Raw genomic sequence first — 12,303 nt, forward strand, 5'->3', positions numbered from 1 at the left:
GGAGACGCGGCCGCCGAGGGGGAGCGCGGGACACCCCGGTCAGCCGGCGCCGAGCCGTTTCGGTCTGCTGCCGCGATAATGGGTCGGGAATAGGATCGGGTCATCCGCCGTTGACACCCACATACATGCAAACGCATTGAGTCTTGGAGGCTGGAAATGCAGTTCGGAATCTTCACTGTCGGCGATCTCACCACCGATCCCACCAACGGGAGCACCCCCACCGAGCACGAGCGCATCAAGGCCATGCTCACCATCGCCCAGAAGGTGGAAGAGGTCGGCCTCGACGTCTTCGCCACCGGCGAGCACCACAACCCGCCGTTCGTGCCGTCGAGCCCGACGACCATGCTCGGCTACATCGCGGCCAAGACGGAGCGGATCATCCTCTCCACCGCCACGACGCTGATCACCACGAGTGACCCCGTGAAGATCGCCGAGGACTTCGCGATGCTGCAGCACGTGGCCGACGGCCGGGTCGACCTCACCCTGGGCCGCGGCAACACCGGCCCGGTCTACCCCTGGTTCGGCCAGGACATCCGCCAGGGCATCCCGCTGGCGCTGGAGAACTACGCGCTGCTCCGCCGCCTGTGGCGGGAGGACTACGTCGACTGGGAAGGCCAGTTCCGCACCCCGCTGCAGGGCTTCCAATCCACCCCGCGCCCGCTCGACGGCGTGGCTCCGTTCGTCTGGCACGGCAGCATCCGCAGCCCCGAAATCGCCGAACAGGCCGCGTACTACGGCGACGGCTTCTTCTCCAACCACATCTTCTGGCCCGCCTCGCACACCGCGAAGATGGTGAAGTACTACCGCAACCGCTTCGAGCACTACGGTCACGGCACCGCCGCGCAGGCGATCGTCGGCCTTGGCGGCCAGGTCTTCATGAGCAAGAACTCGCAGGACGCCAAGCGCAAATTCCGCCCGTACTTCGACAACGCGCCGGTCTACGGCAACGGCCCGAGCATGGAGGACTTCACCGAGCAGACCCCGCTCACCGTGGGCAGCCCGCAGGAAGTCATCGACCGCACCCTGGGCTTCCGGGACTACGTGGGCGACTACCAGCGCCAGCTCTGGCTGATGGACCACGCCGGCCTGCCGCTGAAGACCGTGCTCGAGCAGCTCGACATCCTCGGCGAGGAGGTCGTGCCCGTGCTCCGCAAGGAGTTCGCGAAGAACCGTCCCGCCGATGTGCCCGAGGGTCCCACCCACGAGTCCCTGGTGCTTGCCGCCGGCGCCGCCCCCGCGACGGATGCCGTCGCATCCGCTGCGCGCGACGACCTCGACACCGCCGGCGCCATCGCGCCGCACCGCCGTGCCAACGGAGCCGCATTCGGCCTCGCCGGTGCGACCAAGACAGGAGCCTAGGATGACCGAGCGCACCCTCGCGGTTGTCTCGGCCGGCCTCAGCCAGCCGTCGTCGACCCGGTTGCTCGCCGACAAGCTCGCCACGGCCACCGTGGCGCGGCTGGCCGACGAGGGCATCACGACGAAGGTGGTGACCTACGAGCTGCGCGACTATGCGCAGGACATCATGAACAACATGCTCACCGGGTTCGCCAACCCGCGGCTGGAAGAGATGATCGAGGCCGTCACCTCGGCCGACGGCCTCATCGCCGTCACCCCGATCTTCACGACCAGCTACAGCGGCCTGTTCAAGACCTTCTTCGACGTGATCGACAACCGGTCGCTCACCGATCAGCCGGTGCTGATCGGTGCGACCGCGGGAACTCCGCGGCACTCGCTGGCGCTGGACTACGCCTTGCGGCCGATGTTCACCTACCTGCACGCCGTGGTGGTGCCCACCTCGGTGTTCGCCGCCTCGGAAGACTGGGGCACAGGTGACGGCGGCCGCGTCGACAGCCGGGTGCAGACCCTGCCGGCCCGCATCGAGCGCGCGGCGGGGGAGCTCTCGGCCCTGGTCGCCCGCTCCGACCGGTCCGCCCGGGTGCGCGACCCGTTCGAACTGCCCGCGGACTTCAACCCCGCCGGGATGTTCCCGCCCCGCTAGTTCCGCTCCACGAAAGCGGTCGTGTGGTCACGTGCGTCCCACGAAAGCGGTCGTGTGGTCGCCTCAGCTCGCTGAGGTGACCCCACGACCGCTTTCGCGTGCTCACCGGGTGTGCCGGGACTTTCGGCTCTGATGGAGCCGCGCGGCAGGCGGCAGACTGAAACGCGGTGCGCCGGAGAGAGTGCTTCCGCGAGACGGAACCCGTGACAACCGCGCAGACAGGTCGTCGCATGGTCCCCGTTCTCGACGGCACCGCGGCCCCGGATGCCCGCGCCGCGGCCCCGCAAGCCGGCACCGCAGTCCCGGATGCCCGCGCCGTGGCCCCGGATGCCCGCGCCGCGTTTTTCGCCGCTGCCCCCGACCCGCTCGACCCGGCCGGCGCCCCGGCGGTCGACCTCTCCGTGCGCATCGGCACCCTCACGCTGCACACCCCGGTGATGCCGGCATCCGGCTGCTTCGGCCCTGAGCTCGGCGCGCTCATCCCGGTCGCCGAGCTGGGCGCGACCGTCACCAAGACCGTCTTCGGTTCCGCCCGCGGCGGCAACCCGGTGCACAGGCTCACCGAGATCCCCGCCGGCATGGTCAACAGTGTCGGCATCCCCAGCCACGGCCCGGCCGGCTACCTGGCCACGCTGCATCCCCGGTATGCGGCGCTGGACGCACCCACCATCATCAGCGTCGGCGGGCACCGGCCGGGCGAATACGCGCCGGTCGTGGCGGCGCTCGGCGAGCACGGCGCGGCCTACGAGCTCAATGTGTCCTGCCCCAACCTCGATCGTGACGGCACCGACATCGGCTCGGATCCGGCCGCGATCCGCGAGGTCGTCGCCGCCGTGCGCCTGGTCACCGACAAGCCCATCATCGTGAAGCTGCCCGTGCTGGTCGCCTCCATCGCCGCCTGCGCGCGGGCCGCCGAGGAGGCCGGCGCCGACGCGGTCTGTGTGGCCAATTCGATACCGGCGATGCCGCTGGATGCGCTCACCCGCCGACCCATTCTCGGCAACGTCATCGGCGGGCTGTCCGGCCCGTCGATCAAGCCGATCGTGCTGCGGCTGGTCTGGCTGGCGTCGCGGGCGGTGCAGATTCCCGTGATCGCCTGCGGTGGGGTCGGCTCTGTCGACGACGCCCTGGACTACTTCTCGGTGGGGGCCAGAGCAGTGCAGGTGGGCACGGCCAGCTTCGCGCGGCCGTTCGCGGCGGTGGAGATCGCGCGCGGGTTGCGGCAACGGTGCATGGATGCCGGGGTGGGCAGTATTCGCGAGTTGCTTGAGCTGGAGGCTGCGCTGTGAACCCGAACCTGTCCTCCGAACGCAACCATGCGTTGGTCGAGCCTGTCGACACCCCGCAGGTCGGGTCACGGGGTCTCGACACGCTCGACCAGCGAGGTGGGGACGGACGCAGGCGGGCGACAGCCGAGTACACGGCAGGTCGCGAGGCCGCCGCGCGGGCACGCGCGTTTGCCGAGGCTGATGAACGCGCCCTGGAGGGGCTCATCTCGGTGCGACCGCGCTCGGCCGTGTCACGGCCGCAACCGGTGTGGGACGACGCCCTGGTGCTCGTGCACGAACCGGTGGGGGAGCGCTACCGCCGCCTGGTCCTGGCCAGCGACACCATCGCCGCCACGGCCCAGGCCGGCCAATTCCTCATGATCACGGTGCCCCCGCACGACGGCGCCACGATTCTGCTGCCCCGGCCGATGGCCATCCATCGCCGCCGCCCGGCCACGCCGGCTCGCCCCGCCAGCACCCACCAGCCGGCGACCGCTGCCGCGCCCGGCACGATCGAGCTGATCTACGGCGTCGTCGGCCGCGGCACCCGTGCCCTGGCCGCCGTGCCCGTCGGCGGCACCCTGCAGCTCACCGGCCCGCTCGGCCGTGGCTTCGAGTTCCCCGCCGGCACCCGCACCGTCCTGCTCATCGGTCGCGGCGTCGGCATCTGCGGCGTGATGGGCGCCGCCGAGGATGCCGCGGCGGCGGGCATCCGCACCACCATGGTGCTCAGCGGTCGCAGCGCCGACCAACTGCTCGGTCGCACCGACTGCGCCGAACTGGGCGTACGCGTGCTCGAAGCCACCGACGACGACGGCACCAGCGACCTGACGGCACTGAGCGCCCGGCTGCGCGGCCACTTCGACGGCACGACGACGGAGAAGACCCCGCCCGACGTGGTCATGGTCTGCGGCGCCGGCGTGCTCGCCCGGCTCGCCGCCGAGCTCGGCGCGCACTGGGAAGTGCCGGTGCAGGCCTCGCTCGAAGCGCACATGGCTTGCGGCCTGGGCTACTGCCACGGCTGCGCCGCCCCGGTGCGCACCGACCCCAGTGTGGAGGGGCCGCTGGTCTGCGCAGACGGCCCGGTCTTCGACGCCGTCATCCCTATCGTTTAACCCCTGTTCTGCTAGGCTTGGTCAGGTAGTTCTTCGGATCTACCGGTAATACCCGGAGCAGACTGGCAGGACGCTGGTCCTCGGTGGTGGTTTCCCAACGCGACAGTGTCAAAAAACACGGTGCCAGGCACAGCGCCGTTGGTGAATTTCTACTGGTGGCCAGCAACGTCAGCGCCCAACACATGTTCGGCAGCTTGTTCTGCTGCGTTCCTGCTCCGATGTCCCACTCGCGCGCCACACGGGCAAACGAGTCTAAACAAAGGAGAGAACCCCCATATGGAGGGTCCAGAAATCACGTTCGCCGAGACCGTTATCGACAACGGCAAGTACGGCAAGCGCACCATCCGTTTCGAAACCGGGCGTCTCGCCCAGCAGGCGCAGGGCTCTGCCGCCGCCTACATCGACGAAGAGACCATGCTTCTCTCCGCCACGAGCGCCAGCAAGCAGCCGAAGGACAACTTCGACTTCTTCCCGCTGACGATCGACGTTGAAGAGCGCATGTACGCCGCTGGCCGCATCCCGGGCAGCTTCTTCCGCCGCGAAGGTCGCCCGTCGACCGAAGCGATCCTCACCTGCCGCCTGATCGACCGGCCGCTGCGCCCGTCGTTCGTCGACGGCCTGCGCAACGAGATCCAGGTTGTCGTCACCGTTCTGGCCATCGCGCCCGACGAGTACTACGACGTGCTGGCCATCAACGCCGCGTCCATGTCGACCCAGATCGCCGGCCTGCCGTTCTCCGGTCCGATCGGTGGCGTTCGCGTCGCCCTCATCCCCGACGACAACGGCTCCGGCCAGTGGGTCGCCTTCCCGAAGCACTCGCAGGTTGAAGAGGCAGTGTTCAGCATGGTCGTCGCCGGCCGCGTTGTGACGGATGCCGATGGCAGCGAAGACGTCGCGATCATGATGATCGAGGCCGAAGCCACCGACAACGCCTGGACCTTGATCCAGGGCGGCGCCATCAAGCCGAACGAAGAGGTCATCGCCGAGGGTATCGAGGCGTCCAAGCCGTTCATCAAGCAGCTCATCGTCGCCCAGCAGCAGGTCGCGTCCGCCGCGTCCAAGCCCACCGGCAACTACCCGCTGTTCCCGCCGTACACCACCGAGGTCTACGACGCCGTCGCAGCCCTCGCGTACGACGGCCTCAAGGACGTCTACGTGATCGCCGACAAGATCGCGCGTCAGGATGCCGACGACGTGCTCAAGGCATCCGTCAAGACCGCCGTCGCGGCCAAGGTCGAAGCGGGCGAACTGCCCGCAACCGCCAACAACCAGGTCGGCGCGGCGTACAAGTCCGTCACCAAGCTCGTCGTGCGCTCACGCGTGCTCAACGAGGGTGTCCGTATGGACGGACGCGGCCTGGCCGACATCCGCCCGCTCGACGCCGAGGTTGCGGTCATCCCGCGCGTGCACGGTTCCGCTATCTTCCAGCGCGGCGAAACCCAGATCCTGGGTGTCACCACGCTGAACATGCTCAAGCTCGAGCAGACGATCGACTCCCTGAGCCCGGTCACCAAGAAGCGTTACATGCACAACTACAACTTCCCGCCCTACTCCACCGGTGAAACCGGTCGGGTCGGCACGCCCAAGCGTCGCGAGATCGGCCACGGAGCGCTCGCTGAGCGTGCCCTGGTTCCCGTGCTGCCCACGCGTGAGGAATTCCCGTACGCCATCCGTCAGGTCTCCGAGGCGCTCAGCTCCAACGGTTCCACCTCGATGGGTTCCGTTTGCGCTTCCACCCTGTCGCTGCTGAACGCCGGAGTGCCGCTGCGCGCCCCGGTCGCCGGCATCGCCATGGGCCTCATCTCCGACACCGTCGACGGCAAGACCCGCTACGCGGCTCTGACCGACATCCTCGGCGCCGAAGACGCCCTCGGCGACATGGACTTCAAGGTTGCCGGCACCAGCGAATTCGTCACAGCGATCCAGCTCGACACCAAGCTCGACGGCATTCCCGCGTCGGTCCTGGCCGGTGCGCTGACGCAGGCGAAGGATGCTCGCACGACGATCCTCGCCGTGCTGAACGCCGCGATCGACAAGCCCGACGAGATGGCACCGACCGCGCCCCGCGTGATCAGCGTGCAGATCCCCGTCGACAAGATCGGCGAGCTCATCGGCCCGAAGGGCAAGATGATCAACTCGATCCAGGACGAGACCGGAGCCGACATCTCGATCGAGGAAGACGGCACCGTGTACATCGGTGCTGTCGATGGTCCCTCGGCCGAGGCCGCTCGCGCCATGGTCAACTCCGTCGCGAACCCCACCAACCCCGAGGTTGGCGAGCAGTTCCTCGGAACTGTCGTGAAGATCGCCGCTTTCGGCGCCTTCGTCTCGCTCCTCCCGGGCAAGGACGGCCTGCTGCACATCTCTGAGGTGCGCAAGCTCGCCGGCGGCAAGCGCGTGGAGAACGTCGAAGACGTCCTCGGCGTGGGCCAGAAGGTCCTCGTTGAGATCACCAAGATTGACGACCGTGGCAAGCTTTCGCTCGCCCCGGTCCTCGCCGATGAAGCCGACACGCACGGTCGTGACGCTGCATCCGAGGGACCCGAAGCTCCGGCCGAAGGTTAGTCACTAGTTCTGCCGGCCACCTCTCGCCAGGTGTGCCGGTCAGACGGAAGGCCCGTCCTGCTTCGGCAGGGCGGGCCTTTTCGCGTCTGGGGGGCCGGGCGCTAGGCGGGGCGGGGCCGTACGCCGCGCTCGAGCAGCGGCACGATCCGGAACGGGATGAGCTCGCCCATCGCCAGGGCGGTCTCGGTGCGCTCGACACCCTCGCAGGCGAGGATGGTGCGGTCGATCCGGAACAGGTCTTCGGCGTCCGAGCAGGCGACCTGCACCAGAAGATCGGCCGCCCCGCTCATGCCGTGCGCCTGCACGACCTCAGGGATCGTGCTGAGTTGGGCGATGATCTCGGCGGCGCGCTTTTGCACGATGAACACCTCGATGAACGCCGTCAACGGATAGCCGAGCACGGCCGGGCTGATCCGACGATCGAACGCGAGGAAAACCTTGGACTCCGCCAGTCGACTCATCCGGGCCTGCACCGTGTTGCGGGAGAGGCCGAGGGTTTGCGCCAGCCCCACGAACGTGCTGTCCGGGTCGGCGCACAGCGCACGGAGCAATTCAAGGTCGACTTTGTCCACGTGGTGCATACTGCCTGACCGTAGCACGCAGAGTGACCCCTGAACAGGGCACAGTGCACACCGAGACCGGCATCGGCTGCGCGGATGGTCAAGTACTTGCCCGCTCGTAGAGGAAGCACGGCGCTCCGACGAGGGTTGACCGGGTCGGCGCCGCACGGAAGAGTGGTCGGATGAACGACACGGCGAACACCCTGACTCCCGCCCAAACCCGCTCGGTGCTCGCCGGGGGTGACTTCCTGCATCTGGAGGGAACGCTGTACGCGACCTACCGCACCCCGGATTTCGCCACGGCCGTTCGTCTGGTGGATGCCGTGGCCGCCGACGCCGAGGCGCTGGACCACCACCCGGACGTGAAGCTCGGCTACGGAACCGTGGAGTTCGAACTACAGAGCCACGATGTGGGCGGCGTCACCGAACGGGATCTGCGGCTCGCCCTGCGCATCCAGGAGCTCGCGGCCGAGCAGCACGCCGAAGCCACCCGTCTCGTGCCCAGCCGTGCCGATGTGGCAATCGACTGCAGCGATGCCGAAGCGGTGCGCCCGTTCTGGCGGGTGGGCCTGGGCTACCGGGAGTTCGGACCGGCCGACGACCTCGAACTGCGCGATCCCCGCGGCGTCGGCCCCAAGGTGTGGTTCCAACACATGGAGATTCCGCGCACCGAGCGCAACCGCATCCACCTGGACGTGTACGTGCCCGTGGCCGACTGTGAGGAGCGGGTGGCCGACATTATCGACGTCGGGGGAGTGCTGCTCACCGACGAGCACGCCCCGGACTGGTGGGTGCTCGCCGACCCGGAGGGCAACGAGCTCTGCGTGTGCAGCTGGGACGCCTGACCGGCGTAGTGCGGTCGAGCGTGCCGAGATCAGGCGGTCGCGCGCGCCAGGGCCTTCTCGATCGCGCCCACGAGCTGGGCCGATTCGGGCTCGACCGTCGACGCGAACCTGTCCACGATCACGCCGTCCGCGTTCACCAGGAACTTCTCGAAGTTCCACTTGATCAGGCCGGGCAGCACGCCCTTCTTGAACGCGGTGAGCTGGGCGTAGAGCGGATGCTGATGCTTGCCGCGCACGTCCACCTTGGCGGTGAGCGGGAAGGTGACGCCGAAGTTGAGCTCGCAGAACTGCTGGATGTCCTCTTCGCTGCCGGGTTCCTCGCCCATGAACTGGTTGCACGGCAACCCGAGCACGACCAGGCCGTCGTCGGCGAACCGGCGATAGAGCGCCTCGAGCCCCGCGTACTGCGGGGTGAAGCCGCACTTCGACGCCACGTTGACGACCAGCACGGTCTTGCCGGCGAAGCGGCCGAACGTGGTGGGCGTGCCGTCGATCAGGGTGAGCGGGATGTCGTAGAGCGGGGAGTCGGACATGCCGAAAAGACTACTCCTCGACGGTGGGGAGCGGCTCCGAAGGCACATTGCCCAGCCGATCGGGGGTTAAGGCACACGTTTCGGTAACGCTTGCCGCGCGCCCCCAGCGGATCTGGCGGATCGGGTTATTGTCGGCTTTACACGGGTTTGCGTGGAGCCGCGCTCACCCGTTCGAGGGGTGGTGGAAGCGTGAAGAACGGCATGGTGACTGGTGGAGTCGCGGGGGTTGGCGTGCAAAACGGCGACAGGACAGCCACGAGTACCACCGAGCCGGACCCGCGCCTGGACGTCCTGCCCCTCGAACAGAGGGCGGCGGCAGAGGCCCTCGCCCTGCAGACCCGCCCGGTGCAGGTGCAGCACACGGCACCCGTGCGGCTGCCGAAACGCGCCGCCGGCATCCGCCGCACCATCGGCGACACCGACCTCACCGTGCATCCGCTCGCCCTGGGCTGCAGCGTCTTCGGCTGGACCACCGACGGTGACACCGCGATGGCGATCCTGGACCGGCACTGGGAGCTCGGCGGCAATTTCCTCGACACCGCCGACAGCTACGCGGCGGGCCGCAGTGAGGTGCTGATCGGGTCGTGGATGCGAACCAGGGGCGTCCGGGACGACGTCGTCATCTCCACCAAGATCGGCCGCAACCGCGACAACCCCGGACTCTCGCCGCGCAGCATCGTCGGGGCCGTGCACGCGTCCCTGGAGCGGCTCGGCACCGATCACATCGACCTGCTGCACTTCCACTTCGACGACCTCGACGTTCCGCTGGAGGAGAGTCTCGGTGCCATGGAAATGCTCATCGCCGACGGCACCGTCGGCCACCTGGCGGCATCGAACTTCACGGCAGAACGCCTGATGGAAGCCCGGGTTCTGGCCGCCAACGGCCTGCCGAGGTTCGTGGCCGTCGAGACTCCGTACAACCTGATGAACCGGGTCTCCTACGAATCGTCCCTGGCCCTGGTCACCCGCGCGCAGGGGCTGGCCGTGATGCCGTATTTCGCTCTCGCGCACGGTTTCCTCACCGGCAAATACCACTCCAAGGCCGACCTCACCGACAGCATCCGCGCCGGCCGGGCGTCGGCGTACCTCAACCGCACCGGCCTGAAGGTGCTGGCCGTGCTCGAACGCATCGCGGAGGACCACGGTGTGGCACCGTCGACGATCGCGTTGGCCTGGCTGTTGGCCAGGGAGGGCGTGGTGGCGCCGGTGGCCAGCGCGAGCCGGCCGGACCAGGTGGATGCCCTCGTGGCCGCGGCCGCCGTGCGGCTGGGCCGGGCGGACATGGTCGACCTCGACAAGGTCTCCGCCTGACCCCCGGCCCGCCAACCCGACCGGCAGGCCCCGCACAGCGTGGTGTCGTAAGGTTGACCTGATATGAACGGCGCCGTTGAATTTCCCCTTGACCTGACCGAACTCTCGTTTCGGGCCGCCGGTGACTCCCTCGTGCGGCGCAGCGTGCTGCCCAGCGGGGTGCGCATCGTCACCGAACAGGTTCCGGGCAGCCGTAGCCTCACCATCGGTTACTGGGTGGCCGTGGGTTCCCGCGACGAGCAGGTCGGCCACTTCGGGTCCACCCACTTTCTCGAGCACCTGCTGTTCAAGGGCACCAAGCAGCGCACCGCGCTCGACATCGCGATAGCGTTCGACGCCGTCGGCGGCGAGCACAACGCCATGACGGCCAAGGAATACACCTGCTACTACGCCAAGGTGCAGGACCGGGACCTCACCATGGCCGTCGAGGTTCTCACCGACATGATCACCTCGTCGCTGCTGGATCCCGCCGAATTCGAAACCGAACGCGGCGTCATCCTCGAGGAACTCGCGATGGCCGACGACGACCCGGCCGACGTCGCCAACGAACGGTTCTTCCAGGCCGTCATGGGCACGCATCCGCTGGGCCGGCCGATCGGCGGCAGCCCGGACACCATCCGCGCCGCAAGCCGTGACGCGGTCTGGGAGCACTATCGTGCCAACTACCGGCCGCAGGACCTGGTCGTGACCGTCGCCGGCGCCGTGGACCACGACGTGCTCGTGGCCGCCGTGACCCGGTCGCTGCTGCAGGCCGGCTGGGACCTGGGCGAGTGCGCCGCACCGGTGGGACGCCGCTCCGGCACCGCAGCGGTGATCAACCAGGGCCAACCCGTCAGCGTCGTGCACCGGCCGCTGGAACAGGCCAACCTGCTGATCGGCGTGCCGGGCCTGGTGGCCGCCGACGACCGCCGGGTGGCCATGAACGTGCTCACCTCCATCTTCGGCGGCGGCATGTCGTCGCGGCTGTTCCAGGAGGTACGCGAAAAGCGCGGCCTGGCCTACTCCGTCTATTCGTTCGCGCCAGGCTACTCGGATGCGGGCATCTTCGGCATGTACGCCGGCTGCACCCCCGCCAAGGCCGGGCAGGTCACCGAGATCATGCTCGACGAGCTGCACCGCCTCGCCGACCACGGCGTGACCGCCGACGAGATGAAGCGGGCCTCCGGCCAACTCTCCGGCGCATCCGCCCTGGCCCTCGAAGACTCCGACACGCGGATGTCCAGGCTCGGCCGCTCCGAGATCACCCTGGGCGAGTTCGTGGACCTCGACGAGGCCCTGCGGCGCCTCGCGCTGGTCAGCGCGGACGACGTGCAGCAGCTGGCCGCGGACATGGTGGCCCGGCCGTTCTCGATCGCCGCCGTCGGCGCGCTCGAGGAAGACGTTTTCGACACCGTGCTGTCCCGCAGAACCGTGCCGCGCCCGCCGAGCTGACCAGTTCTTCCCGGCGAGCCCCGGATCCGGTTCGACATGTCCCGACATCAACCGAAAGGGCGATGATGCCCCAGTACCTCTACCTTGTGCGACACGGCGAACAGCAGGACGCCGAGTACGGCCTGCCGGACGGCCCGCTGTCGCCGCGCGGCAAGCGTCAGGCGCACCTCATCGCCGAGCGCCTCGGCGGGGTGCCGTTCACCGGTGCCTGGCATTCGCCGCTGCAGCGCGCCGCGGAGACTGCCGCGATCATCGCGGACCGGTTGCCGTCGCTCACCCCGGAGCCGTCGCCGTTGCTGTTCGACTGTGTGCCGTCCGGCCGGTCCCCGGAGATGCCCAAGTCGTACGGGGCGTTCTTCAACTCCGTCAGCGAAGAATCGATCGAGGCCGGGCGCGCCCAGATGGAAGACGCGGTCGCCGAGTTCCTGCATCCGCACCGTGGCCCCCGGCACGACCTGCTGATCACACACAACTTCGTGATCGCCTGGTTCGTGCGTGAGGTGCTCGGGGCGCCGGACTGGCGGTGGATCAGCATCAACCAGGCCAACTGCGGCCTCACCGTGCTGCAGCAGAAGCCCGGGCGGCCGTGGTCACTGGTCACCCATAACGACCTCGGCCACCTGCCGGTGGAGTTGCGCACCGGCCTGCCGGACCCGCTGCTGTTCTAGCCGCT

At 68.6% G+C, this 12,303-nt stretch carries 11 protein-coding genes; 9 read left to right on the plus strand and 2 right to left on the minus strand.

From position 1 onward, the window contains the following. Nucleotides 1-156: 156 nt before the first annotated feature. The 5 genes from ACEN2M_RS12180 to ACEN2M_RS12200 all read left to right on the plus strand — a co-directional run bounded on the left by ACEN2M_RS12180 (nucleotide 157) and on the right by ACEN2M_RS12200 (nucleotide 6,950). Complete coding sequence (locus ACEN2M_RS12180) at nucleotides 157-1,359, plus strand: LLM class flavin-dependent oxidoreductase (RefSeq protein WP_441648397.1); 1,203 nt, start codon at nucleotides 157-159, stop codon at nucleotides 1,357-1,359. 1 nt (nucleotide 1,360) lies between these two features. Then, on the plus strand, nucleotides 1,361-2,002 hold the full coding sequence (locus ACEN2M_RS12185; protein WP_441648398.1) for an FMN reductase: 642 nt from the start codon (nucleotides 1,361-1,363) through the stop codon (nucleotides 2,000-2,002). A 230-nt stretch (nucleotides 2,003-2,232) separates the two neighbouring features. Next, nucleotides 2,233-3,291 carry a dihydroorotate dehydrogenase gene (locus tag ACEN2M_RS12190; RefSeq protein ID WP_441648399.1) on the plus strand — a complete coding sequence of 353 codons (1,059 nt, stop codon included), beginning with the start codon at nucleotides 2,233-2,235 and terminating at the stop codon, nucleotides 3,289-3,291. Beyond that, nucleotides 3,288-4,385, plus strand: a complete 1,098-nt coding sequence (locus tag ACEN2M_RS12195) for an iron-sulfur cluster-binding protein (RefSeq protein WP_441648400.1) — start codon at nucleotides 3,288-3,290, stop codon at nucleotides 4,383-4,385. The genes ACEN2M_RS12190 and ACEN2M_RS12195 overlap by 4 nt, the downstream gene beginning before the upstream one ends. Nucleotides 4,386-4,661: 276 nt before the next feature. Further along, the gene (locus tag ACEN2M_RS12200; protein ID WP_441648401.1) at nucleotides 4,662-6,950 is read left to right on the plus strand and encodes a polyribonucleotide nucleotidyltransferase; all 2,289 of its coding nucleotides are present in this window, start codon (nucleotides 4,662-4,664) and stop codon (nucleotides 6,948-6,950) included. Between the two features lie 101 nt (nucleotides 6,951-7,051). Here the strand turns inward: ACEN2M_RS12200 and ACEN2M_RS12205 are convergent, their stop codons facing one another. After that, nucleotides 7,052-7,531 (minus strand): Lrp/AsnC family transcriptional regulator, encoded by a 480-nt coding sequence (locus tag ACEN2M_RS12205; RefSeq protein WP_441648402.1) that lies wholly within the window; start codon nucleotides 7,529-7,531, stop codon nucleotides 7,052-7,054. Between the two features lie 161 nt (nucleotides 7,532-7,692). On the opposite strand from ACEN2M_RS12205, the gene ACEN2M_RS12210 reads away from it, so the two are divergent. Further along, nucleotides 7,693-8,355 (plus strand): VOC family protein, encoded by a 663-nt coding sequence (locus ACEN2M_RS12210; protein ID WP_441648403.1) that lies wholly within the window; start codon nucleotides 7,693-7,695, stop codon nucleotides 8,353-8,355. A 29-nt stretch (nucleotides 8,356-8,384) separates the two neighbouring features. On the opposite strand, the gene ACEN2M_RS12215 is transcribed toward ACEN2M_RS12210, so the two are convergent. Then, on the minus strand, nucleotides 8,385-8,888 hold the full coding sequence (locus ACEN2M_RS12215; RefSeq protein ID WP_441648404.1) for a glutathione peroxidase: 504 nt from the start codon (nucleotides 8,886-8,888) through the stop codon (nucleotides 8,385-8,387). Between the two features lie 201 nt (nucleotides 8,889-9,089). Between ACEN2M_RS12215 and ACEN2M_RS12220 the strand changes: the two genes are divergently transcribed. The 3 genes from ACEN2M_RS12220 to ACEN2M_RS12230 all read left to right on the plus strand — a co-directional run bounded on the left by ACEN2M_RS12220 (nucleotide 9,090) and on the right by ACEN2M_RS12230 (nucleotide 12,298). Next, a complete protein-coding gene (locus ACEN2M_RS12220) occupies nucleotides 9,090-10,199 on the plus strand; it encodes an aldo/keto reductase (protein ID WP_441648405.1) in 1,110 nt (369 codons plus the stop codon). 63 nt (nucleotides 10,200-10,262) lie between these two features. Continuing rightward, nucleotides 10,263-11,630 (plus strand): M16 family metallopeptidase, encoded by a 1,368-nt coding sequence (locus ACEN2M_RS12225; RefSeq protein WP_441648406.1) that lies wholly within the window; start codon nucleotides 10,263-10,265, stop codon nucleotides 11,628-11,630. Between the two features lie 65 nt (nucleotides 11,631-11,695). Then, nucleotides 11,696-12,298 (plus strand): histidine phosphatase family protein, encoded by a 603-nt coding sequence (locus ACEN2M_RS12230; protein WP_441648407.1) that lies wholly within the window; start codon nucleotides 11,696-11,698, stop codon nucleotides 12,296-12,298. Nucleotides 12,299-12,303 lie beyond the last annotated feature (5 nt).

It is taken from the genome of Cryobacterium sp. W22_MBD10_FK3, from assembly GCF_052113745.1.
GTDB lineage: Bacteria > Actinomycetota > Actinomycetes > Actinomycetales > Microbacteriaceae > Cryobacterium.